This window comes from Actinomadura madurae (assembly GCF_900115095.1).
Taxonomy (GTDB): Bacteria; Actinomycetota; Actinomycetes; order Streptosporangiales; family Streptosporangiaceae; genus Spirillospora; species Spirillospora madurae.
Window position 1 is genome coordinate 119,085 of sequence record NZ_FOVH01000003.1, and the last position, 23,379, is coordinate 142,463.

The following is a 23,379-nucleotide window of genomic DNA, read 5'->3' on the forward strand; positions in this document are numbered from 1 at the left end:
CTGCGCCGCCCGGCCTCCGCTACCGGCCGGTAGAATCCGCGGCGTTCGTTCCGACTTTCCCGCCTACGCCCCGTCCGGGAAGCGTGAGCTGCTGAGGGCCACGGTACGTGAACCGGCCGAGGCCAAGATCGCTCCTTTCCCGGCGGAGGCGGACGGGGAGTCCCGCTTCCGGCGGGAGGCGCTGGAGGCGCTGGAGGCCGGCGGGCTGCACGCGGGGCACGTGCCCGAATCGTACGGGGCGTGGGAGCCGACGCGCCGCCCACGGTGATCGATGCCGGTGTCTCGGAGTTCTCCACCGCGATGGCGGTGGCGGACCCGTCGACCGGTGCCCGCGGCGTCTCGGAATTCGTGGTGGAGAATCGGCTGCTCGGTGCGCGGGGCGCCGGGTTCGAGACGGCGCCGGCCACCTTGGACCCCACCGGGATGACCCTTTTCCAGGGTGTGCGGTTCATGCTGGCGGATGTGGCGACGCGGCTGGAGGGGGCGCGGCGGTCGGCCCATCACGCGGCGATCAAGTCCGAGCGGGGGATGGCGGGGGAGCAGGCCGGCGGTAGGAGGTCCCGCCGACCCCGGGGGACGGGACGGTGCCCGTCCCCCGGTGGCGGGTCAGGCGTGCGAGACGTCGACGATGACGTTGCCGTCCTTCGTCATGCGCGGACGGAACGTGATGCCGTTGTAGGTGGCGCTGGAGTCGCCCCCCGCCACGTCCATCACGGTCTTCGTCTTCGGGTTGCGGGCGTCCTCCAGGGTGAAGATCGCGCGGTTGCCGCGGACGTCGACCTCGACCGGCTTCAGCCCGTACTTGCGGTCGAGCGGGATCTTCTGGCCGTCGCGGACCTGGACCTCGCAGGTGGCGTCCATGCAGGCCGCCAGGTCGGTGCCGTCCTTGGCGCTGGACGACGACGACGCGGACGACGTGGACGACGACGTGGACGACACGGACGAGGCGGGCGGCGCGACCTCCGGCGCCTTGACGGAGGCCGGGTCGCCCGGTGGCGGCGCCGCGAGCGCCGAGCCCGCCATGCCGGCGGTGAGCGCCAGCGCGGCGGCGGTCGTGCTGAACAGGACGGGAATCCTTGCGGACATGCTGGTGACTCCTGACGTGTGACTACGTTCTGTCACCAGAATGTTACCCAGAGTGTTCGATCAGGAACGGGGCGGGGGCTCGTCCACGAGGAGCGTCTGCATCACGCGGCCGACCTCGCCGGAACGGTCCGCCAGCGTCCCGTGGCACAGGGCGCTGCCACCCGGGCTGGCGTCGAGGGAGGCGGCCAGGCACAGCCACTCGCCGGCCGGGTCGCGGTGCAGCGCCACGGTCACGTCCGTGTTGATGATCAGCCATTTGGCCAGGTCGAGCTGGCTGCCGATGCCGGACGCGCTGTCGGCCAGCGTCAGCGCGCGCACCAGCGGCGTGTCGGGCTCGCCGGGCACCAGCGGGACCCGGGAGCGCGCCCAGGCCGTGCCGGGGCCGGGCTCGCCGAAGGCGCCGTGGACGATGCGCCACTCCATCGCGGACAGGTAGCCGTCCAGGTGCACCCCCGGCCAGTCGCCGAACGGGCGCGGCGTCCCGGGCAGGTCCGGCGGGGCGGGGGCGTGCACGACGGGTTCGAGGCGGGACGGGGCCGCCAGGATCCGCCATCCGGTGGCGTGCACGACCGGCCTGCCCTCGTGGGTGATCGTCCCTTCGAGGAGGGTGACGCGCCGGCCGGGGCGGACGGTCCGGACGGCGACCTCCAGCTCCGCCACCGGGACGGGCGCGAGGATCTCGACCGTCACCCGCGCGACCCGGGTGCCCGGGACGGGGTCGTGCCGTTCGAACGCCCGCCCGATCAGGGCCGACACCGGGCCGCCGTGCTGGAGCTCCGGCGACCAGGGCCCGGCCGTGGCGGGGGTGGCGGCGAACCGCCCGTCCCCGAGCGGCTCGTAGAACGCCTCGGCGGGCGCGTCCTCGGTCATGCGGCTCCTCCCCACAAGACTAGAATCCCACTCTAGAAGATGGGGGCGACAGGGCGCGCGTCAGCCGCAGAGCTTCTGGGTGGCCGTCCCGGTCTCGATCGCGGGGCTCGTGGACGGCGACGCGCCCGGGGACGGCTTCACCTTGACCTTCTTCACGCCGTCCCAGTTCGCGCCGACCATCACCTGCACCCGCGATCCGAGCGAGGAGACCTTCTTCAGCTTGGCGTCCGGGATCGCGGCGGCCACCGTCTTCGCCGAGTCCTCCCGGCCCGGCCCGTACTGGACCTGGGTCGTCTGGAGACCGCGCCGCGCCACGCCCGGCACCACCGTCACCTCGAACCCGAGCCCGCGCAGCTGCCTGCCCGCCGTGGTCGCGAGACCCTGGGTGCCGATCGCGTTCAGGACGCGGAGGGAGATGTCGTCCGGCGGCACCGTCAGCTCGTCCCGCGGCTTCTTCGTCGGCGAGGCGCTCGGCTTGGCGGTGTGCTCGGTGAGCGGCTGGTCGCGCCGGAGCTTGGTGAACAGGTCGCGCGCCTTGGGCTGGTCCCACTGGACGGTCGACTGCGGCGTCGGCGAGTTCCACAGGACGGCGTTGTAATCGGGGTTGGCCAGCGGCACCTTCGCGAACGTGAGGTCGTCGGTCGACAGGTTCTTCATCTGGTCGGCGAGCTTCGGCAGGTCGTCGGCCAGCTCCTCGTCGACGCGCAGCGACTTCAGCGATGCGTTCAGGAAGCGCGTCGACTTGACCGGGTCGCTGAGCGTCTTCGTCGACAGCGCCTGCTTCATCAGCGACGCCATGAACTGCTGCTGCCGGTCGATGCGCCCGAGGTCGCTGCCGCCGGTCAGCGAGTAGCGGGCGCGGGCGAACGCGAGCGCCTTCAGGCCGTCCACGTGCGACGTGCCGGCCGGGAGCCGCAGCCCGCTCTTCTTGTCGTCGACGGCCTGCTCGGTGCAGACGTCCACGCCGCCGAGCGCGTCCACCATGCGGACGAACCCGTAGAAGTTCACCTCGACGTAGTGGTCGATGGACACGCCCGTCGCCTGCTTGATCGTGCTGACGGTGAGGTCGGGCCCGCCGAACTGGTACGCCCAGGTGAGCTTGCCCGGACGGGCCCCCACCCGCGTCCCCTTCGCGCCCTCCGACCCGTTCGACTTGTGCGGCGGGATCGTCACGTAGGAGTCGCGCGGCAGGCTCACCACCGACACGCTGTCGTGGTCGCGGGACACGTGCACCAGCATCATCGTGTCGGAGCGCTCGCCCTCGAAGTGCCCGAGCTTGGCGGCCTTCTGCTGCTCCTTCGTCAGCCCCTCGCGCCGGTCGACGCCCGCGACGAGGATCGTCATCGCGCCCTTGGGCGCGTCCTTGCCCTTGCCGAGCCCGCCGACCGACACCTTGTCGATCATGCCGGTGACGTAGTTCTGGAACGCCCACGCGCCGCCCGAGGTCAGCAGGACGAACGCCGACGCCGTCCCGGTGAGGGTGAGGAACCGCTTCTGCCGCCGCGCGCTCATCGCGGCGCGCGGGCTCAGCTGCCGGCCGGGGCGGCGCGGCCCGCGCGGGCTCTCCACCGGGACCCGCGGCGCGGGCATCCCGTCGATGGTCACGCCCTCGATGTCGCCGTCGCCGTCGTCCGCCGCGTGGGAACCGGGACGCGGCCGGAAGTAGCGTTCCAGCGGGTCGGTGTCGCCGCGACCAGAGTCGTGCCCGTCTGCCATGCGGCCGCCGCCTCCCGGAGATCTCGTTCTGACGCGAGTCCACACCACTCTAAAGTGGGGGACACCCGTCCGTTCGCTACCTGAGCCTCGTGTCCTTGCAGTAACGTGGCGCCGTCTTGACCACACCCCGGCGGCCCGCACGCAAACCTGGGTGGCGTGGGCTGCGTCAGACGAGCGAGCAGAGAGGAAGAGGTGCCCTGCTCCGGTCCTCCGGACGGGTGCGCCCGCGAGCCCACATGAATCCGTCTCCCCATGCCCAGCGCGCCATGAACCAGGAAACCCGGTACGCCGTGAAGCCCCTCTCCGAATCCGGTGAGCGCACCTGGCCCGCCGTCTCGGTCGTGATGCCGGTCCTCAACGAGCAACGCCACCTCACCGACGCCGTGCGCGGCATCCTGAGCCAGGACTACCCCGGCGAGCTGGAGCTCGTCCTGGCGATCGGGCCGTCCCGCGACCGCACCGAGGAGATCGCCCGCAAGCTCGCCGCCGAGGACCCGCGCGTCCTGGTCGTCGAGAACCCGACCGGGCGCACCCCGCAGGGCCTCAACATCGCGATCAAGGCGTCGCAGTACTCGATCATCGTCCGGGTGGACGGGCACTCGCTGCTGCCCGCCGACTACGTCCGCGCCGCCGTCGAGACGATGGAGGAGACCGGCGCCGACAACGTGGGCGGGATCATGGCGGCCGAGGGCGTCACCCCGTTCGAGAAGGCCGTGGCGCGCGCGATGACGTCCAAGCTCGGCGTCGGCAACGCCCGCTTCCACACCGGCGGCGAGGCCGGGGAGGTCGAGACGGTCTACCTCGGGACGTTCCGCCGCAGCGCGCTGGACCGGGTCGGCGGGTACGACGAGACGTTCGTCCGCGCGCAGGACTGGGAGATGAACCACCGCATCCGGGAGACCGGCGGCCGGATCTTCTTCACGCCCCGGATGCGCGTCACCTACCGGCCGCGCCCCAACCTGCGGGCCCTCGCCAAGCAGTACTTCCACACCGGGCGCTGGCGGCGCGTCGTGGGGCGCGAGCACCAGGGCACCCTCAGCCTGCGCTACCTCGCGCCGCCCATCGCCGTGGTCGCGATGACGGCGGGCGCGGTCGCCGGGGCGTTCGGGTTCTGGCCCGGCTGGCTGCTGCCCGGCGGGTACGCGGCCGCGATGATCGTCGGTGCCGCCGTGGAGGGGCGCGGCCTGCCGCTCGGCGCCTGGGCGCGGCTTCCGCTGGTGTTCGCGACCATGCACGTGACGTGGGGTGTCGGGTTCCTGACCAGCCCGCCGCGGCTGGGCCAGCCGACCCCGGTGAAACCGGGCGAATCCATCTAATAGCGGACAAAAGTTAGATCCACCTGCGAACCTCCGTGGTCTTCGGGCCGTCGGAGCCGTTAGGTTTGGCGGGATCTTGCCCGCCGCTGTTCGGAGGTGGCCATGTCCAGCGGAGCACGCCACGGCCTCGGCGTGGTGATCGGTCTCGTGGTGACACCGGTCATCGCGGTGTGCCTGATGTACAGCACGACGAAGTTCAGCGAGTACTTCCGGTACTTCTACACCCGAGGCGGTGGCGACCGCTGGCTCGGCGCCGCGGTCGTGCTGGTCGCGGCCGTCCTGGTGGGCGTGGTGGTGGGATCCAGGATCTCGCCGCTCGCCTCGCTGATCCCGGGGTTCGTCTACACGGCCGTCGGCGTCCTCTGGGTCGCGTCCCCGCGCTGGGCGATCGGGCACTCCGGGCGGGACCTGCTCCCTCGCGAGCTCTACCTCGGCTACACGTTCATCGCTCCCTACGGCATCTTCCTGCTGCTGGGCGTCGCGCTCCTCGCCGCCTCGGTCGCGCCGTCGCGCTGGAAGGCCCGTACAGGGGCCGCGCCGCGCTTCGCGGGGCCGCCGCCGGCGCCGATGGGCCCGCCGCCCCTGCCCGGCTCCCCGGCGCCCCTGGGAGCGCCTCAGCCGCCTCCCGCGCCCGGCCAGAGCCCGCCCTGGCAGGGGGCGCCCCAGTACGGGCAGCCGCCCGCTCAGCCGGCGTCCGCCGCCCCTCCGGCGCAGTCGCCGTCCCCGCCGTCGCCACCGCCCGCTCCGGCGTCCGGCGACAAGCCCAAGCCGTCCTCGTCCGGCTCCGGCCCGGACGACGAGGAGCCCGGCGACTGGACGCGGATGTACGGCGGGAACCGCCCCACGTAGCGTGCGGACGTAGCGCGGTCGGAGCGGAGCTCAGACGGCCGCGAGGACGCCCGGGACGTCGTTGACCACCATCGCGTCGAACCCGGCGGCGGCGTAGGTCGGCGCCGCCTCGGCGCTCGGGCACCAGGCGATCGTCTCCAGGCCCGCCTTGCGCGCGACGTCCACGCAGTGCTCCAGCGGGCGCAGCCGCGTGTCGGGATGCTCGATGCCGCACGACCCGGTGTGCACGGCGACGGCGTCCAGGCCGAGGCCCGCCGCCGCCGGGACGGCGTGCCACAGCGGGAACCGCAGCCACGTCAGCAGCCCCAGCGGGACGCCGGGCAGCTCGTCCTTCAGGAACATCAGCAGCGACGGGTCGAACGAGGTGACGAGCAGCCGGCGCCGCCGCGCCTCCCGCCGGAGCACCGGCAGCAGCAGCGCCCCGGTGCGGCGGGACGGCTCGTCCAGCGCGTCCTCCAGGACGGTCTTCACGTCCACGTCCACCGGGACGTCCGCGGGCAGGTCCGCGAAGATCTCGGTGAGCAGCGGCAGCCCGCTCGCCGTGGCGGGCAGGTCGACCAGGTGGTCGCCCTCCGACGTCGTCGGGTCGTGCCGCAGCACGAGATGGTCGTCGGCGGTCCGGGTCACGTCGATCTCCACCCAGGGCCCGCCGGGGGCGCCGCGCAGCGCCTCCGCTGCGGCGAGCAGCGAGGGCAGCGTGTTCTCCGCGACCGGCGTCTCGGACCCGGGCGGCGTCGGGTCGCCCGACCCGTAGCCGCGGTGGCCGATGACCGTGGGGGCGTGCTCGAAGATCAAGGGGAGTCCTCGGTGGCGAGATGTTCGGCGATGACGGCGTCGAGGGGCCGGGTGACCTTGAGGTTGCGCTCGCTGCCCGCGACGACCCGGATCGGGACGTCCGGCAGGTAGCGGTGCACGATCCCGCAGTCGTCCGTCGCGCGCAGCGCCGGGTCGGCGAGGGCCAGCTCGTAGGCCTTGCGGATCGTGCCGAGCCGGAACCCCTGCGGCGTCTGGAACCGGCTCATCGTCTCGCGCGGCGGCATCGACACGACCATGCCGTCCCCGTCCACCACCACGATCGTGTCGGACGAGGGCACGCCCACCGCGACGGCCTCGCCCGCGTCCAGCGCGTCCAGCACGCGGTCGATCACCGGGCGGTCGACGAACGGGCGGGCGGCGTCGTGGAACAGCACGCGGGCGTCGTCGGGGCGGTCGTCCAGCGCGCGCAGCGCCGCGACCGTGGACGCGGTCCGGGTCGCGCCGCCCTCGATCACCGCCGCCGTCTTGCGGAACGGCGCGGCGATGGCGGCGGCCTCGCGCAGATGGCCGGCCGCCATCACGACCACCACCTCGCCGATCCCCGGGTGCGCGTCGAACGCGGCGATCGCGCGCGCCAGGATCGGCCGCCCGCCGATCTCCATGAGCTGCTTGGGGCGCCCGGCGCCCATCCGCTCGCCGACCCCGCCGGCGAGTACCACCGCAACCGTCCGCGTCGCCATCTCTCCCCGGTTTCCACGACTGGTCACGCTCAACGTAACAGGAGCGTCCCGCGCCCACCCGCCCGGACCGAAAGGCCGCCGAAGCCGCCGAGATCGGCTCGTCCCGCCCTTCATGCGCGCAATCGAGTATGGTTACCTCGCCGTGTTGGGGGACGCGCGGGCAGTATCGGCGCCGCTCGTCTACGCGCTGATCACGGTCCTCGCGCTCCACCACTGCGACACCGCCCACGGCACCCGCCAAGGCCACCGGGTCCGGCTCGGCTGCGACGGCCGGATGCCGTCCGCCGCCCGCACGGGTCCGGCCGGGCCGCTTCCGTTCGCGTACGCGGCGCCGGCCGCCTACCTTGGCGTCCTGTCCGGGGACGTGGGGGGCGGCCCCCACGAGGAAAGGGAGAGAAGATCATGATCGGCATGGTGCTGGCGGCGGGCGCGGGCCGGAGGCTGCGGCCGTATACCGACACCCTCCCCAAGGCCCTGGTCCCCGTCGACGGCGAGACCACCATCCTCGACATCGCCCTCGGCAACCTCGCCGAGGTCGGGCTGACGGACGTCGTCATCGTCGTCGGCTACTGCGCGGGCGCGGTGGAGGAGCGCAAGGCCGCCCTTGAGGAGCGGTACGGCGTGACCCTCACGCTGGTTCACAACGACAAGGCCGAGGAGTGGAACAACGCCTACTCCATGTGGCTGGCTCGCGAGCACTTCTCCAAGGGCGTCCTCATGGTCAACGGCGACACGGTCCATCCGGTGAGCGTCGAGAAGACGCTACTGGCCGGCCGCGGACCGGACATCCTCCTCGCGGTGGACGACGTGAAAACACTCGCCGACGAGGAGATGAAGGTCATCCTCGACGGCGAGGGCCGCCTGAAGACCATCACCAAGCTGATGGACCCGGCCACCGCGAACGGCGAGTACATCGGCGCCACCCTGATCGAGCCCGCGGCCGCCGAGCCGCTCGCCGACGCCCTCAAGGCCACCTGGGAGCGCGACCCGGACCTCTACTACGAGGACGGCTACCAGGAGCTCGTGAACCGGGGCGGCCGCATCGGCGTCGCGCCGATCGGCGACACCGCCTGGGTCGAGGTCGACAACCACGACGACCTGGAGAAGGCCCGCCGGATCGCCAAGGGCTACTGACCGCAACGCCCGGCACGACGCGAGGAGGCCCATGCCCCTGCTCACGCGGATGCTGAACGCGCCGCTGTCCATCGACGTCCGGCGCGGCGCCGTCGCCTCCCTCGGCGAGCTGCTCGCCGACCGGCGGATCGCCACCGAGGGGCGCGTCGCGATCGCGGTCGGCCCCGGCCAGGGCGACCAGATCGCCGAGCAGGTGAGACCCTCGCTGGCCGCCTGCGAGGTGTTCCATGTCGAGGGAGGCACCGTCGACGCGGCCGTCAGCCTCGGCTCCAAGCTGCGCGCCGGGTCCTACGAGGCCGTCATCGGCATCGGCGGCGGCCGGACGATCGACGCCACCAAGTACGCGGCGACGCTGTCGGGCATCCCGATGGTGTCGGTCGCCACCAACCTGTCCCACGACGGGATCTGCTCGCCGGTCGCGTCCCTCGTCCACGACAAGGGCAAGGGCTCCTTCGGCGTCGTGATGCCGCTGGCGATGATCGTCGACCTCGACTACGTGCACGCGGCGCCCGACCGGCTCGTCCGCGCCGGGATCGGCGACGTGGTCAGCAACTTCTCCGCCGTGGACGACTGGCTGCTCGCGGCCGACGAGTGCGGCGAGCGGGTCGACCGGATGGCGCTCACCGTGGCCCGCACCGCCGCCGAGGCGCTGCTGCACCAGCCCGGCACGATCGGCTCGGACCGGTTCCTCACCGTCCTCGCCGAGGGGCTCGTCCTGTCCGGGATGGCGATGGCGTTCGCGGGCGACTCCCGCCCGGCGAGCGGCGGCGACCACGAGATCCTGCACGCCATCGACCACCTGTACCCCAACACCGCCAACCACGGCGAGCTGGCCGGGATCGGCGCCGCGTTCTGCTACCACCTGCGCGCCACCCGGCTCGGCGCGGGCGAGGAGCGGCTCGGCGAGATCCTCACCTGCCTCGACCGGCACGGGCTGCCGCGGGTACCCGGCGACGTCGGGCTGACCGCCGAGCAGTTCGCCGAGGCCGTGCACTACGCCCCGCGGACCCGGCCCGGCCGCTATACGATCTTGGAACACCTCAGCCTCGACGAGGGCGAGACCCGCAAGGCGGTGGAAGAGTATGTCCAGGCCCATGGAGGCTGAGCTGCCCGGGCGGAACCGTCCCCCGGAATCCCCCGAGCCGCCCGCCGACGACCACCGGCCGCACCGCAAGGGCGCCCGGGTCGCCGACATCCGCCGGTACGGGCAGCCGCCCGGCCTGAAGGACCGCCGCAACGAGGAGCACTGGGCCGGCCGCCTCTACATGCGCGACCTGTCCCCGTACTTCGCGTGGATCGCGCTGCGCCTCGGCTTCAGCCCCAACCAGCTCACCTACCTGATGATGGCCTGCGGCGTGGCCGCCGGCGCCGTGGTGTCGCTGCCCGTCTCCGCCCTGTGGACGGCGCTCGGCGGCGCCCTCCTCATCCAGGTCTACCTGCTGCTCGACTGCGTCGACGGCGAGGTCGCCCGCTACCTGCGGCAGACGTCGGTCGCCGGGGTGTTCCTCGACCGGATCGGCCACTACCTGTCCGAGGTGTCGCTGCTCATCGGGCTCGGCTTCATGGCGCAGGGCGGCTGGTCGAACGGCGGCTGGGTCGAGCTCGGCCTCGTCGCCGCGCTCGGCGCCGCGCTGATCAAGGCCGAGACCGACAACGTCGTCGTGGCGCGCGCCAAGTCGGGGCTGCCCGCCGACCCGTCCGGCGGCGACCGGGCGCTGCGCCCCCGCTCCACCGGCATCGCGCTCGCCCGGCAGGCGGCGTCCATGCTGCGCTTCCACCGCATCATCGGCGCGGTCGAGCTGTCGCTGCTGATCCTCGCCGCCGCCGTGATCGACACCGTCTCCGGCGCGGACGACCCCGTCGCGGTCCGCGTGCTGATGGTCGCGGTGGCCGCCGTCGCCGTCGTCCAGACGCTGCTCCACCTGGTCAGCATCCTGGCCTCCCGGAGGCTGAAGTGAAACTGTCCGTCGTCGTCCTCACGATGGGGAACCGGCCGGAGGAGCTGGCCCGCGCCGTCCGCAGCGCCCTGGAGCAGGAGCACGTGGACATCGAGGTCGTCCTCGTCGGCAACGGCGTCGACCCCGTCGGCGACCGCGCCGGAGCCGCCCCCTTCGACGACGAGCGCGTCCGGACCGTCACCCTCCCGAAGAACCTCGGCATCCCGGGCGGCCGGAACCGGGGCGTCGAGGCGTCCAGCGGCGATGTGATCCTGTTCCTGGACGACGACGGCTGGTACCGCTCCACCCGCCTCGGCACCTACCTGCGCGACCGGTTCTCCGCCGAGCCCGACCTCGGCGTGGTCTCGTTCCGCGTCCGCGACCCCGAGGGCGGCCGCGGCGAGCGCCGCCACGTGCCGCGGCTGCGCGCCGGCGACCCGGAGCGCTCGTCCGCCGCGACCACCTTCCTCGGCGGCGCCTCCGCGATCCGCCGCGCCGCGTTCGACGCCGGCGGCGGCCTCCCCGAGGACTTCTTCTACGCCCACGAGGAGACCGACCTCGCCTGGCAGATCCTCAACGCCGGGTACCGGATCGTCTACGACGCCTCGGCGGTCATGTTCCACCCGGCGGTCCTGCCGACGCGGCACGACATGTTCTACCGCTACAACGCCCGCAACCGCGTCTGGCTGGCCCGCCGCAACCTCCCGTGGCCGCTCGCCCTGACCTACCTCGCCGTGTGGGTCGGCATGACCCTCCTCCGCGAACGCAGGCCGAGCGCGCTCAAGCCGTGGTTCAAGGGCTTCCTGGAGGGCTGGCGCAAGCCCGCCGGCCCCCGCCGCCCCATCTCCTACCGCACCGCCTGGCGCATGACCCGCACCGGCCGCCCCCCCATTATTTAATTCGCAAGACCGAAGCGGCGGTCACGGGCAGGCGCGTGGAGCGAGTGCAGCGAGCGGAGGGCGCATGCCCGTCGAGCCGGGCGACCGCAGCGGCGCGTCGCAGGCCCGCACGGTCACAGCTCACCTGAACCGTGCCGTGGGGAGCGACCGGCTCGTGACGGGGGTTCCAGGGGGTCGCCCCCCTGGGTCAACACCGCGAGGATCAGGTGGGTGAGTTCGGCGGTGATGTCGTCCAGGGGGACGTCCTGGTCGCGGGCCGACCAGTGGTGGACGAGGTTGTTCACGGCCCCGATGATCGCGATCATCGTGAGGCGGTGGTCGCGGTCGACGGCCTCGCCGCGCTCCACGGCCTCGCGGGTCATCGCCAGCAGCGCCTCCTCCCAGCGGGTGCGCCAGCCGAGGCGGTGCCGCTCCAGGCCGGCGCTGACCCCGATGACCTCGACGAAGGCGATGCGGGCGCGGCGCGGGTCGCTCGCGGTGGCGGTGACGAACGCGCGGACGGCCCGCTCGACGCGGGTGGCGAGGTCGGCGTCCGCCGCCTCGGCGTAGGCGGCGGACACGGCCTCGGCGGCGCGCTCGTTGATGCCGCGGTGCAGCGTGGTGAGCAGCTCCTCGCGGCCGGAGAACTCCTCGTAGAAGTTGCGGGTCGACACGCTCGCGGTCGCGCACAGCCGCTCGATGGACGTCGCCGCGTACCCGCGGGTGCCGAACAGCTCCAGCCCGGCGGCCAGCAGGCGTTCCCGCCGTTCGGCGCGGCGCTCCTCGGCCGAACGGCCTCCGTAACTGCGTCGGGGCGCGGGGTTGCGGCCGCTCATCGCTCTCCGTCCACGCGTCCGAATGGGGGCAGCGTCAGCCTAACTCCGCGCGGGGGCGGTTTCGTTCTCAGCGCGTGGCCTGGGCCCGCGGGCGGCCGGCGGTGACGCGCGGTCAGCCGTCGAGCAGCGTGTGCTTCCAGTCGGGGTCGGCGGTGAGGACGGTCAGCCGCTGCGTCGCCCGCGACACCGCCACGTACAGGACGCGGAGGCCGCGCGGCGACTGGGCGGCGACGGTCTCGGGCGCCACGATCACGGCCGCGTCGAACTCCAGGCCCTTGGCCTCCAGGACGTCCAGCACCTGCACCCGTTCCGGCAGCCCCTCGCCCAGCCGTTCACGGTCGGCCTCCGACCAGGCGGCATGGCCGGGCGAAGGGTCGAACAGGGACGTCTGGGCCTCCGGCGGCGCGGCCAGGGGGAGCGGGACGATCACGCCGATCGTGCCGTCGACCTGGCCCAGCAGTTCCTCGGCGGCCTCCCGGGCGGCCGAGGCCAGATCGTGTTCCGGGACGATGGAGACGATCGGGTCGATGCCGGACGTCCGGACGGCGCGGGCGGGGGAGGCGTCCGGCAGCGCGCGGGCCAGCACCCGGGCCGACACCGCGGCGATCTCGGTGGAGTTGCGGTAGTTCGTCGTCAGCTCGTACTCGTGCCGCGTGCGGGGCGCCGCCTTGCGGGTGCGGCGGCGGCCCCGGGACGGCCGCTCGCCGCCGAGCGCGGCCTCCATCGCCTGCCGGGCGGCGTCCAGGTCCTCCCAGGCGCTCTGCGCGGGGTCCTCGACGATCGTCCAGCTGGCCTGGCGGCCGCGGCGGCCGAGCATGCGCCACTGCATGGGGGAGAGGTCCTGCGCCTCGTCCACGACGATGTGGGCGTACTCGGGGCGTTCCTCCACCACGCCGTCGTCCACGCGCCGCGACCGCTCCACCCGTTCGATGGACGTGGTCAGCTCCTGCATCTCCGGCTCCCACGTGTCGTCCACGACCTCCTCGCCGGTGAGGATGTTGACGCCGTCGACGACGAACGGGTCGTCCTCGGACGGGGCGGTCCGGCGGCGGGACGGGCGGGGCGGCGGGCCGAGCAGCGCGTCCAGCTCGTCGAGCAGCGCGACGTCCTGGTAGCTGAGCGGAGCGTCGTCGCCGGCCCAGGACGCGGCGACCGGCTCGACGGCGGCGCGGTCGAGGTCGCGGCCGGCGGCGCGGCGCAGCCGGGCGGGGTCGCCCAGCGAGCGGAGCACGTCCAGCGGCCGGCGGATCGGCCACCAGGAGACGAGGAAGTCGGTGAAGGCGCGCTGCTCGCGGACCCGCGCGTCGAACTGGCCGCGCTTGGGGTCGCCGTTCCCGTTCCGCCCGCCGCGCGCCGGCTCGTCGTCGAGGGAGGCGAGGCCGTCGGCGGCGAGGATCGCGTTCCACAGCCCCGCCTCGGCGCCCTCCTCGGCCTCGGCCGCCTCCGGGCCGCCGATGTCGGTGAAGCGCTCCCAGAGGGCGTCCAGGAGCATCTCCGCGGCCCGGCCGCGGGCCGCGTTCACGCTCCCGCGGCCGCGCCGGTGCAGTTCGGTCCTGATCCGGTCGAGGCGGGCGCGGTCGAGCGTCACGACGACGCCCTTGTGCACCACGCGGAGCTCGTCGGGCGCGCCGGGCGGGTGGTCGGCGACGGCGCGGCGCAGCACGGCCGCCATCGCGCCCGCGCCCTTGACGCGGGCCGTCTCCGGCGGGTCGTGGACGGTCGCGGTGACGCCCTCGACGAGGTCGCCGAGCGAGCGCAGCGTGGCCGAGCCCTCGCCGAGCGACGGCAGCACCCGCTCGATGTAGGCGGTGAACCGGCGGTTCGGGCCGATCACCAGGACGCCGCGCGAGCCGAACCGGCGCCGGTGCCGGAACAGCAGGTAGGCGACCCGGTGCAGGGCGACGGCGGTCTTGCCGGTGCCGGGGGCGCCGCGCACCAGGACCGTCCCGTCGGCGGGCGCGCGGATCACCTCGTCCTGCTCCCGCTGGATCGTCGCGACGATGTCGCGCATCGCGCCCTCGCGGGTGCGGGCGAGCGAGGCGAGGAACGCGCCGTCGCCGACGATCGTCATCCCGTCGGAGGCGTCCGGGTCGAGCAGGTCGTCCTCCAGGTCGACGACCGTGTGCCCGCGCGAGTGCAGCACCCGGCGGCGGACGACGCCGCGCGGGTCCTCGGGGGTGGCGCGGTAGAAGTCCTCGGCGGCGGGCGCCCGCCAGTCGATCACCAGGGAGTCGTGCTCGCTGGTGCGGACGCCGATGCGGCCGATGTAGCGGACCTCGCGGGAGGCCAGGTCGAGCCGGCCGAAGACCAGGCCGTCGTCGGCGACGTCGAGGGCCTGGGCGCGCAGCGCGGCCTGGTGGACCATCGCGTCCCGGTCGACCAGCGAGCCCTTGGTGCCGGCGAGCGACTGCCGGTAGCCCTCGCGGATCATGGCCTGGGCGTCCGCGCGCATCTCCTCCAGCCGCGCGTACGCGATGTCGACATAGCGCTGCTCGGCGGCGATCTCCTGGTCTTTCACCGTGCCGCCGGGGCCGGTCGGCCGCCCGTTGACCTGGGACGACATGCAGGCTGCTCCTCGCGCGTGTCTCGCGCCGGGGACGTCCCCCGGCACCCCGAAGGGGCGAAAGAGACAGCTTATGCGGTCCCGCGGGGGTTCATCGCGGGGCGCGGATCAGGGCAGGTGGGCGGCGGGTCGGCCGGGCCCGCACGTGGATCCGCGCGGCGGGCCGCGCGAGGGAGCGGTCCATCGCGTCGAGGACGAGCCCGTGCGAGGCCCCGTCGGCGTGGACGCAACGGAGCGTCACGCCCTGCCCGCCGCGCTCGGCCCAGAGCGCGTCGGCGTAGGCGGCCACGGCCGCGGCGGCGGCGCTCGCCGGCGGGCCCGATCCGCCGGGGCACAGGAACAGCTCGCCGGCTCCGCGGTCGAGCATCCCCGGCAGCGTCGCTTGGACGACCGTCACCGCGCCGAGGACGATGGTCCGCAGGACGCGTTCCACCTCGGCGGGGGACTGCGCCAGCACCGGACCGGGCGCGGTGGCCGCGGCGGCGTGCACGACGCGGTGCACGGGGCCCGCCATCGCCAGCACGTCCGCCAGGGCGGCGGGGTCGGTGGCGTCGCACGTCCGGACGTGCGTGTTGGGGGAGCGCAGCGCCGTCGCGGCCAGGCCCGCCTCGTCCACGTCGACGGCGACGACGTCCCAGGCCGCCGCCGCGAGCCGCCGCGCCGCGAGCGCGCCCAGCCCGCCCGCGGCACCGGTCACGAGCGCGGTCCGTCTCATGCGCGCACCTCCTCGGCGCCCTGGAACACCATCCGCAGGTGCCCGACGGTGCTGCTGCTCAGCGCCCGCGCCCGGTCCAGGCCGAGCCCGCGCAGCTCCTCCGCCACCGGGTGGTCGCCGAGGACGACCTTCGCCCCGCCCGGACGGGTCCGGACCCGCGACGGCGTCAGCGTCCACGGCGTCCGGCGGGTCACTCCGTCCAGGCACGAGTAGGCGTCCATGCTCGGCGCGCCGGCCGCGTCCGGCATCGGGATCCCCGGCCGGACGGCGACCTCGATCGCCGTCCGCCCGCCGAACCGGACCGCGCACCGCCGCACGCGTCCGGACAGGTCCATGGGGATGTCGGCGATCTCCTTGGGGAAGCCCCAGATCGTCCGGCCGGCCTCCAGGGTGAACTCCTGGTTGACCGGGAGCCAGTGGATGAACGCGCCGATCCCGCGAAGCCGCCCGAGCACCCCGGCGGATCCCGTCCCGCCGGGCGGGCGCACCAGGAACGCGACGGCGAACTCGTGGTACGGGCCGAGGTCCCCGTCGGCGTACCGGACGAAGGCGAGCGAGCAGATCGCCTTGCCGGGCAGCGGCTCGGCGACCTCCAGACCGGAGTAGGCGATGACGGCCTGGGCGGCGCCGGCGGGGACGGCGAACATCGCCGACCCGACGGCGGCGTCGCGGATCCGCACCGGAAGGGTGACCCGCTCGCCCTGGATCGGATACGCGTGCACGGTGCTTGTCACACCGCTTAGTAGAACAGGTTCTCGTTTTGCTGCCAAGCGGTGGCGCGCGCGGAGGTCACCCCTTCTCGGCGGCCGTCCGGATCCGGTCGAGGGTCGCGCGCATGCCCGTGCGGTTGACCTCGGCGCGGCGTTCGGCCGGGACGCCGGTGAAGACCTTCCCGAGCAGCGAGACGAACGCCGCGCCGCGGTTGTCGCGCCGCAGGTCCTCCCAGTACTCGGTCAGCCGGGTCCGGGGCGAGGCCGGATCGGCGGCGACGTCCTCGATGCGGTAGCCCCACAGCGCCACGGGCATCCCGAAGCTCGACACGCGGAACGCGAACGCCTGGCCCGGCACGGCCGAGGTCACCTGGCACGTGGTGAACCAAACGCGCCACCGGAGCCGGTTGAACCCGACGAACTTCGCGCCCGGCGCGACCGACCGCCCGCGCACCCAGATCGCGAACACCTCCGGGCTCCACTCGCCCATGCGGCGCAGATCGGCGACCGTCGCGTACACGGTGCGCGCGTCGGCCGCGACGGCCACGCTCTCCTCGACCACCCACTCACGGTTCATGGCCCCGATCATCCCACTTCATGACCATCTGGTCATTTAAGGTGGGCGAACCGCCGCCGCCAGGAGGAGTACCAGTCCCGGAACCACGGCTCGTCCTCGGCGAGGGGGACGATGTAGGTGATGGTCTCGGCGTAGTAGCGGCGCTGGAAGTCCGGGGGCATCCGGTCCAGGGTCTGCACGTTGCTGGCGCGGTCGGCGAGCTTGACCAGCACCGCCTCGGGCGGGGCGTCGTTCAGCCGGCGGAGGTAGGCGGCCCTGGCGGCGCGCTTGGCCTGCCGCCCGGTGCCCGTGGCGGGCGGCTTGGTCACCCAGTCGACCAGCTCGGTCACCTCGGGGCCGAATCCGGCCTCCACGTCGGCGAGCGTCGCGGGCGTGTCCTCGACGGCGTCGTGCAGAATGGCCGCGGACAGGACGGCGGGCGCCGTCACCCCGGCCCCGCGCACCAGGACTTCGAGGGCCTCCAGCAGGTGCTCGACGTAGGGCGCGCCCGTCGGCCGCCGCTGGTCGCCGTGCCAGCGCTCGGCGGCGGCGACGGCCTCGTCCAGGCCGTCCAGGCCGATGTCCGCGCCGGACGCGGCGATGTCCGCGCGGGCCGTCTCCCAGGCGTGCCAGCGGGTGAAGAGCTCCACGGTTCCTCCGTTCTTCCCTCCCGTGTCGCGCGGGAGGCCCGCACAGGGCATGGTGGGTGTCGTCCTAGATGAGCCTTGGTGAGCACAGTAGGGGAGGAGGCGGCGCGGTCGTGGTCGGGAGCCGGCAGCGGCCTGACGGCCGACCGGAGTCCGTGGGCAGGGTCCGCGTCGCTCTCGGGCTGGTCTCCGCGGTGGTGGCCGTGGTGCTGTGCGTCGTGCTCGTCGACAAGTACGTCCTGCGCGCCGAGTGGTGGCAGGTCCGCCACACCGTCACCGGGACCCCCGTCACCCCGCAGAGCGAGGTGGGGCCGCCGCCGGGCCCGCTCGCCGTGAGCTGGGAGCGGACGACGCGCACCCACCACGGCTCCGTCGCCGGCTACGACGGCATCGCGCACGAGGTCGCGCAGGGGCAGGTCGTGACGGCGTCCGGGAACGGCGTCGAGGTGCGGGACGCGCGCACCGGTGACGGCCGCTGGAGCTACCGCCGCTCCGGGTGGACGCTGCTCGGCTGGGCGTCCACCGGGTCCCGGCTGGTCGCCTACTTCGAGCGGGACGGCGACCGGACGGACCGGGTGCTCGTCGCGTTCGACGCGCTGTCGGGCGGCCTGCTGTGGCGGCGCGAGGGGGAGCGTCCCGCCGCCGTCTCCCGGACGACGCTGCGCTGGCCCGCCGGGTCGGACGTGCTGCTCACCACCGACGACGCGCGGCGGACGCTGTTCGGGGTCTCGGCCGTCTCCGGCAACCGGGTGTGGCGGATGGCCCTGCCGCGCGGCTGCCGGCTGTTCGAGGGCGGCGCGCACCCGTCCGACGGCCGGGAGAGCCTCGCGGCGCTGGGCCTGCACTGCACGGCGGCCGCGGGGAAGGAGGGGGCGGGCAGCCGGCTCCTCGCCGTCGATCCGGCGAAGGGCGCCGTGCGCTGGGACCGGCGCCTCGGGTCCAGGGAGTCGCCCGAGGTGTCGATGCTGGACGGCGTCACCCTCGCCTCCGACGGGACGGCCCTGCGCGCCTACGACGACAAGGGGCGCCAGGTCGGGGTCTGGAAGGGCGACGGGGTGTGCGGCGACCTGATGTGCCCCGGCGTGCGGGTCTCGGACCGGCTCCTGGTCGTCTACCACCCGGAGGGCTCCGGCCCGGACGACGCCCGCATGGAGGCGGTGGACGTCTCGACCGGGCGCGTCCGGTGGGGCCGCGACGTGCCCGCGTACGCGGCGCTCGCCCAGGCCGGCGGGCGCGTGTTCGCGCTGCGCCCCCGGCTGTCGGCCGACCTGCTGCCGGCGGCCGTCGACATCGTGGACCCCGGCGGCGGGGGCGCCACGACCGCGCCGGTGCCGTTCTCGCTGGACCCCGACCTGCCGGGCGCCCGGCCATGGCTGGCGGCGGCGGGCGGGCTGCTGTACGTGGCCGTCCCGCAGGCGGCGCCCCGCCCGGACGGCGCGGCGCGGCTGCTGGCGCTGCGCGGCGGGCTCACCGGCCCCGGCCCGGCCGAGCTCGGCGGCGTCCCGGTGGCGGACTGGCCGGACGCGTGCGCCCTGCTGAGGAAACCCGACCTGGCCGCCGCCCGGCTGACCGACCACGTCACCCGGCCGCGGCGCACTTCCGCCGGGACGATGAAGCTGCCGCACCCGGTCTCGTGCGCCTACGAACCGCGCCGCAAGGCGAAGCCGGAGGACCCGCCGGAGCCCGGCGAGCGGGCGTCGCCCGAGCCGGAGCCGAGCGCGACCGGGTCCGCGGCGCCCGATCCGTCGGCGAGCCCGGAGGAGACCGGCCGGCCGGACATGACGGTCCGCGGCCTCGCGGTCAGCGTCCGCTGGGTGGGCGACACCGACCAGGCGGCCTCGCGGATGCTGGACGCCCTCCAGGCCACGCAGGCGCAGGCGCGGCGGCGCCGCGACATCGGCGCCGACGAGGCGTACGAGATCGGCCCGGCGGCCGGGATGATCGTGCTGCGGGTGGGCCGGTACGTCGTGGCGGTCGAGGCCAGCCGCCCGCCCGGGGCGGCGGCCCGCGTCGCCCGGTCGGTCGCCTACCGGCTGCACCACCCGTCCTGACGCGCCACCCGCCCCCCGACAGGGCGGCCGGCTCAGAACTCGGGCACCGGCCGCGCCTCGGGCTCCGGGTCCGGCGCGGCGCTCGGGGAGCGGCCCGCCCAGGCCTCCAGCTGGGCGACGAAGCGCTCGGCGTGGACGGGCCAGTGGAACCGCTGCCGGGCGGCCTCGTAGCCCCGCCTGCCGAGGTCGGCGCGGAGGTCGGGGCCGTCCCGCAGCCGCAGCACGGCCTTGGCGGCGGCCTCCGGGTCGCCGAACGGGACGATCAGCCCGCATCCGGCGGGCTCGACGATGTCCACGGCCGGCGGGTTCGGCGTGCTGACCACCGGCACGCCGCGGGCCATGTACTCCACGACCTTCGTCGGCATCGAGTGCCGGTAGTTGGGCTCGTCGTGCAGCAGCGCCAGCCCGGCCATCGCGCCCTCGGCGATGCGCAGCGCCCGGTCGTTCGGGACGAACCCGTACCAGCGCACGATCCCCTCGCGCTGCGCCTCCCGCAGCTCCTCCCGGACGTCGGCGTCGGCCGCGCCGATCAGCTCGACCAGCACGCCCGCGGCGGTCAGCGTGCGGGCCATCTCGATCATGTCGAGGGCGCCGCGGGCCCGGGACAGCTGCCCGACGTACACGGCGCGGCGGCCGTCCGGCGGGCCCGGGGGCAGGTCGGAGACGTAGGTGGTGTTCGGCACGACCGGGTGGTCCTCGCGGAACCGGGACCGGTAGCCCTCCTCGGCGAGCAGCAGCCGGTGCCGCCGCTCGCTGCGCCGCTCCAGGCGGTGCACGGCCGGGCGCAGCACGGGCCGGGCCGGGCCCGGCAGCCAGCCCTTGGCGGTGAGGGCGGCGGCGGTGTCCTCGTGGACGTCCCAGACGACCGTCCGCTCGCGGACCTGGCGGGGGAGGGACACCAGCAGCTCGGGGTCGTGCAGCAGGATCAGGTCGGCGTAGGAGGCGTGCTCGGCGAGGGCCCGGTGGGCGGCGCGCAGGGCCCGCAGGCGCCGCCGCCCCGTGGCGCGCGGGATGTCCACCGGGCTGATCTGCCGCCACGGCGTCGCATTGCATGCCCGGAATGGCGCGATATATGTGACCTCATGGCCGGCGTCGAGCAGCGCGCGTATCTGCCGGTGCAGAATGCGCGCGTCCTCGGGATGGTGCACCACCGTGCAGACGCAGACCCGCATAACACTCACTCCGCAACATGCCGAAAAACGTGCCCTCGCCGCCGAGTCTCGGACGTCGATGGAAATTGCCGATGAATTCCCGCTGTCCCTGACATGGACGCTGCCGGGCGACTCGTTCCCGTCTGCTAGAGAAGCTCGACGGTGTCCGATTGGACGTTCCTGGTGCGGCCCCGGGTGTCGAAGAGCAGCCGCGCGTGCCGGGCCAGCGTCGCCGCGTCGTAGGCGGCGTGGTCGGCCAGCACGATCGCCAGATCGGCCGCCTCCAGGGCGGCGGGGAGGTCGTCTCCGGCGGGCGGCACCGGCGTCCCGTCGACGTCCCACGACGCGACGAGCGGGTCGTGGAACGACAGCTCGGCGCCGAGCCGGGCCAGCCGCCGGGCCACCGGGCGGGCCGGCGACTCGCGCTGGTCGGCGATGTCGGCCTTGTAGGTGACGCCGAGCAGCAGGACCCGGGCGCCCTTGAGCGCGCGCCCCTCCCGGTTCAGCAGCTGCTGCGCGCGTTCCGCCACGTACCGGGGCATCCGGTCGTTGATCTCCTGGGCCAGCTCCACGAACCGGAACGGGTAGCCCAGCGAGCGGACCTTGTACGACAGGTAGTTCGGGTCGATCGGGATGCAGTGCCCGCCGACGCCCGGCCCCGGCCGGAACGCCTGGAACCCGAACGGCTTGGTGGCCGCGCAGTCGATCGCGTCCCACAGGTCGATGCCCAGCTCGTTGCAGAACACCGCCATCTCGTTGACCAGCGCGATGTTGACGTGCCGGTAGGTGTTCTCCAGCAACTTGGCCATCTCGGCCTCGCGCGTCCCCTTGGCCTGCACGACCCGGTCGACGAACTTGCCGTAGAAGGCCGCGGCCGCCGACGCGCACGCCGGGCCGAGCCCGCCCACGATCTTGGGGGTGTTGCGGACGCCGTACACCGGGTTGCCGGGGTCGATCCGCTCCGGCGAGAACGCCAGGTGGAACTCCTCCCCGGCGACCAGGCCGGACGTCTCCAGGATCGGCCGGACGACCTCCTCGGTCGTGCCGGGGTAGGTGGTCGACTCCAGGACCACCAGCGTCCCCGGTTCCAGGTGCCGGGCGACGGTCTCGGCGGCGCCGCGGACCGCCGTCAGGTCGGGGCCGCCCTCGGGCGACAGCGGCGTCGGCACGCAGATCACCACGGTGCGGGCGCCGTCCAGGACGTCCTCGTCGAGGCTCGGCGCGAACCCGGCGGCCAGCATCCGCTCGACCTCGCCGGGCGACACGTCGTCGACGTGCGACAGCCCGGCCTTCAGCCCGGCGACCACCCGCGCGTCCCGGTCCAGCCCGCCGGCCCGCAGGCCGGCCCGGCAGGCCTCCCGCACGAGCGGCAGGCCCACGTAGCCGAGTCCGATGACCACAAGATCCACGCGGCCGGCTCCCTTCGGTCTATGTCCTTCGGTAGGCGGCCCGGTATCCGGCCGTCACGGCGCGCCAGGTGCGTTCCGCCGCGACCCATTCGCGGGCCGACCGCCCGATTTTCTGTCTTCTTTCCGGACTGTAAGCCAGATCTTCCAGGCAATTCGCCCATGCTTCCGGGTCTTCCGGAACTGTTAACGCGCCGGTCACGCCCGGTTCCACGATTTCGCGCAGAGCCTTGACATCACTGGCTATTACCGGGATTCCCCCGGCCATCGCCTCGATCGGTTTCAGGGGCGTCACCAACTGGCAGACCCGGTCCGCCCTGCGCGGGACCGCGAACACATCGAGGACGGCGTGATAGCGGCGAACCTGCTCCATCGGCACCCGTCCGGTGAACACGGCGTGAACGCCGTGCCCGGCCGCGCGCCGTTCCAGCGCGCCGCGCTCCGGGCCGTCCCCGACCAGCAGCAGCGTGACGGGCGCGCCGCGGTCGCGGAGCAGCGCCGCCGCGTCGATGAGCGTGTCGATGCCCTCGTATCCGTAGAAGGACGAGGTGAGCCCGACGACTGTGGCGCCCGGCGGGACGGCGAGCCGCTCGCGCAGGCCGGACGCGTCCGGGAGCGGCTCCAGGAACGCCTCGTCCACCCCGTTCGGCACCGTGAAGATCTTCTCCGCCGGGACGCCGCGGGACGCGATCTCCGCCCGCATCGCCTCGCCCAGCGTGACGACCGCGTCCGCCTCGGCCATGCGGCGGGTCTCCAGCTCGCGGGTCAGCCGGTAGAAGTCGTCGGCCTCGTCGTGCGCGGGGTCGCGCGACAGCCACGAGTCCTCCAGGAAGCCGCGCACCTCGTACACGACGGGCAGCCCGTGCCGCCGTCCGAGTTCCAGCGCGACGGCCGCGTTCAGGTGGTTGCTGACCGCGTGCAGGACCGCCGGGCGCAGCTCCTCCACCAGCCGGCCCGCGAGGTCGGCGCTCTTCTCCACGACGCGCCGCGGATCGGCCTCCGGCATCCAGGACAGCAGCCGGTGGTACGGGACGCCGTCCACGTCCACCCGCGCCCGCGCGTCGCCGATCCCCTGGCTGAGCGGATACCCGAGCCGGGTCACGATGTGCGGGTCGAGGCCCATGGCCCGCTGCGCGAGCGCGATCCGGTGCGTGCGGACGGTGTAGCCCGCGTTCGTGCGCGGCAGCGCGTTCGTGACGAACTGCAGCACGGTCCCGCCCTGGACGGCCCGGCGCTCGCGCGGCCGCGAGGGCTCGTCCAGCAGCAGGCGCAGGTCCCGCGTCTCGCGCCGGACGTCCCTGGGCCTCGGGACGGCGAGGCGGGAGCGCCGCAGCCGGGCGCCCGCCGGGGTGCGGGCGGCCAGCCGGACGGCCAGCCGGGACGCCCGGCCGGGGTCGTCGCGGAGCTGCCGCCAGGCGAGCCCGGCCAGGTAGACGGACTTCTTCACGGATTTCTCGGCCAC

Annotated in this window: 23 protein-coding genes; 9 read left to right on the forward strand and 14 right to left on the reverse strand. The window is 74.2% G+C overall.

Annotated elements, in window-relative coordinates:
- Positions 1-91 precede the first annotated feature (91 nt).
- Positions 92-268: an acyl-CoA dehydrogenase family protein gene (locus tag BM339_RS52595; RefSeq protein WP_420883408.1), complete on the forward strand. Its 177-nt coding sequence runs from the start codon at positions 92-94 to the stop codon at positions 266-268.
- Between the two features lie 338 nt (positions 269-606).
- Here BM339_RS52595 and BM339_RS50630 read toward each other — a convergent pair whose 3' ends face one another.
- Genes BM339_RS50630 through BM339_RS10190 form a run of 3 tightly spaced genes read right to left on the reverse strand, consistent with a single transcriptional unit; the run spans position 607 to position 3,672 of the window.
- On the reverse strand, positions 607-1,086 hold the full coding sequence (locus tag BM339_RS50630; protein WP_161790968.1) for a hypothetical protein: 480 nt from the start codon (positions 1,084-1,086) through the stop codon (positions 607-609).
- Between the two features lie 60 nt (positions 1,087-1,146).
- The gene (locus BM339_RS10185; protein ID WP_021599019.1) at positions 1,147-1,956 is read right to left on the reverse strand and encodes a thioesterase family protein; all 810 of its coding nucleotides are present in this window, start codon (positions 1,954-1,956) and stop codon (positions 1,147-1,149) included.
- 60 nt (positions 1,957-2,016) lie between these two features.
- Positions 2,017-3,672 (reverse strand): LCP family protein, encoded by a 1,656-nt coding sequence (locus BM339_RS10190; RefSeq protein WP_075020689.1) that lies wholly within the window; start codon positions 3,670-3,672, stop codon positions 2,017-2,019.
- Positions 3,673-3,938: 266 nt separating this feature from the next.
- Here BM339_RS10190 and BM339_RS10195 point away from each other — a divergent pair, with 266 nt between their 5' ends.
- Both BM339_RS10195 and BM339_RS10200 read left to right on the forward strand, forming a co-directional pair.
- Positions 3,939-4,988: a glycosyltransferase family 2 protein gene (locus BM339_RS10195; RefSeq protein WP_075020690.1), complete on the forward strand. Its 1,050-nt coding sequence runs from the start codon at positions 3,939-3,941 to the stop codon at positions 4,986-4,988.
- Between the two features lie 102 nt (positions 4,989-5,090).
- Positions 5,091-5,837 (forward strand): hypothetical protein, encoded by a 747-nt coding sequence (locus BM339_RS10200; protein ID WP_075020691.1) that lies wholly within the window; start codon positions 5,091-5,093, stop codon positions 5,835-5,837.
- Positions 5,838-5,867: 30 nt separating this feature from the next.
- Here the strand turns inward: BM339_RS10200 and BM339_RS10205 are convergent, their stop codons facing one another.
- Both BM339_RS10205 and ispD read right to left on the reverse strand, forming a co-directional pair.
- Positions 5,868-6,632 carry a glycerophosphodiester phosphodiesterase gene (locus BM339_RS10205; protein ID WP_021599498.1) on the reverse strand — a complete coding sequence of 255 codons (765 nt, stop codon included), beginning with the start codon at positions 6,630-6,632 and terminating at the stop codon, positions 5,868-5,870.
- The gene (gene ispD / locus BM339_RS10210; RefSeq protein ID WP_021599499.1) at positions 6,629-7,333 is read right to left on the reverse strand and encodes a 2-C-methyl-D-erythritol 4-phosphate cytidylyltransferase; all 705 of its coding nucleotides are present in this window, start codon (positions 7,331-7,333) and stop codon (positions 6,629-6,631) included. Before ispD ends, BM339_RS10205 begins: the two co-directional genes overlap by 4 nt.
- Before the next feature lie 112 nt (positions 7,334-7,445).
- Here ispD and BM339_RS10215 point away from each other — a divergent pair, with 112 nt between their 5' ends.
- The 5 genes from BM339_RS10215 to BM339_RS10235 are packed head-to-tail and all read left to right on the forward strand — an operon-like array spanning position 7,446 to position 11,303.
- Positions 7,446-7,739: a hypothetical protein gene (locus tag BM339_RS10215; protein ID WP_021599500.1), complete on the forward strand. Its 294-nt coding sequence runs from the start codon at positions 7,446-7,448 to the stop codon at positions 7,737-7,739.
- On the forward strand, positions 7,736-8,467 hold the full coding sequence (locus BM339_RS10220) for a phosphocholine cytidylyltransferase family protein (RefSeq protein ID WP_021599501.1): 732 nt from the start codon (positions 7,736-7,738) through the stop codon (positions 8,465-8,467). The genes BM339_RS10215 and BM339_RS10220 overlap by 4 nt, the downstream gene beginning before the upstream one ends.
- 49 nt (positions 8,468-8,516) lie before the next feature.
- Entirely contained in the window at positions 8,517-9,572 is a 1,056-nt protein-coding gene (locus BM339_RS10225; protein ID WP_075020941.1) for an iron-containing alcohol dehydrogenase family protein, read from the forward strand.
- Positions 9,562-10,425 carry a CDP-alcohol phosphatidyltransferase family protein gene (locus tag BM339_RS10230; RefSeq protein WP_083597533.1) on the forward strand — a complete coding sequence of 288 codons (864 nt, stop codon included), beginning with the start codon at positions 9,562-9,564 and terminating at the stop codon, positions 10,423-10,425. Before BM339_RS10225 ends, BM339_RS10230 begins: the two co-directional genes overlap by 11 nt.
- A gap of 23 nt (positions 10,426-10,448) precedes the next feature.
- Positions 10,449-11,303 (forward strand): glycosyltransferase family 2 protein, encoded by an 855-nt coding sequence (locus BM339_RS10235; RefSeq protein ID WP_052357271.1) that lies wholly within the window; start codon positions 10,449-10,451, stop codon positions 11,301-11,303.
- Positions 11,304-11,416: 113 nt separating this feature from the next.
- Here the strand turns inward: BM339_RS10235 and BM339_RS10240 are convergent, their stop codons facing one another.
- From BM339_RS10240 to BM339_RS10265, 6 genes are all read right to left on the reverse strand, one after another.
- Positions 11,417-12,118, reverse strand: a complete 702-nt coding sequence (locus tag BM339_RS10240) for a TetR/AcrR family transcriptional regulator (RefSeq protein ID WP_075020692.1) — start codon at positions 12,116-12,118, stop codon at positions 11,417-11,419.
- Between the two features lie 112 nt (positions 12,119-12,230).
- The gene (locus BM339_RS10245) at positions 12,231-14,681 is read right to left on the reverse strand and encodes a HelD family protein (protein WP_075020693.1); all 2,451 of its coding nucleotides are present in this window, start codon (positions 14,679-14,681) and stop codon (positions 12,231-12,233) included.
- Positions 14,682-14,772: 91 nt separating this feature from the next.
- Positions 14,773-15,396: an SDR family NAD(P)-dependent oxidoreductase gene (locus BM339_RS10250; protein WP_075020694.1), complete on the reverse strand. Its 624-nt coding sequence runs from the start codon at positions 15,394-15,396 to the stop codon at positions 14,773-14,775.
- Complete coding sequence (locus BM339_RS10255; RefSeq protein WP_021600106.1) at positions 15,393-16,130, reverse strand: acetoacetate decarboxylase family protein; 738 nt, start codon at positions 16,128-16,130, stop codon at positions 15,393-15,395. The genes BM339_RS10250 and BM339_RS10255 overlap by 4 nt, the downstream gene beginning before the upstream one ends.
- A gap of 55 nt (positions 16,131-16,185) precedes the next feature.
- Positions 16,186-16,683 carry an SRPBCC family protein gene (locus BM339_RS10260; protein ID WP_075020943.1) on the reverse strand — a complete coding sequence of 166 codons (498 nt, stop codon included), beginning with the start codon at positions 16,681-16,683 and terminating at the stop codon, positions 16,186-16,188.
- Positions 16,684-16,715: 32 nt separating this feature from the next.
- Positions 16,716-17,312, reverse strand: a complete 597-nt coding sequence (locus BM339_RS10265; RefSeq protein WP_021600104.1) for an HD domain-containing protein — start codon at positions 17,310-17,312, stop codon at positions 16,716-16,718.
- A gap of 152 nt (positions 17,313-17,464) precedes the next feature.
- Here BM339_RS10265 and BM339_RS52270 point away from each other — a divergent pair, with 152 nt between their 5' ends.
- Positions 17,465-19,360, forward strand: coding sequence for an outer membrane protein assembly factor BamB family protein (locus BM339_RS52270; protein WP_143118344.1), 1,896 nt, complete (start codon positions 17,465-17,467; stop codon positions 19,358-19,360).
- Between the two features lie 32 nt (positions 19,361-19,392).
- Here the strand turns inward: BM339_RS52270 and BM339_RS10275 are convergent, their stop codons facing one another.
- The 3 genes from BM339_RS10275 to BM339_RS10285 all read right to left on the reverse strand — a co-directional run bounded on the left by BM339_RS10275 (position 19,393) and on the right by BM339_RS10285 (position 23,379).
- On the reverse strand, positions 19,393-20,532 hold the full coding sequence (locus BM339_RS10275; protein ID WP_075020695.1) for a glycosyltransferase: 1,140 nt from the start codon (positions 20,530-20,532) through the stop codon (positions 19,393-19,395).
- A gap of 125 nt (positions 20,533-20,657) precedes the next feature.
- Positions 20,658-21,920, reverse strand: a complete 1,263-nt coding sequence (locus BM339_RS10280) for a nucleotide sugar dehydrogenase (protein ID WP_024934309.1) — start codon at positions 21,918-21,920, stop codon at positions 20,658-20,660.
- 19 nt (positions 21,921-21,939) lie between these two features.
- Entirely contained in the window at positions 21,940-23,379 is a 1,440-nt protein-coding gene (locus BM339_RS10285; RefSeq protein WP_244938439.1) for a glycosyltransferase family 4 protein, read from the reverse strand.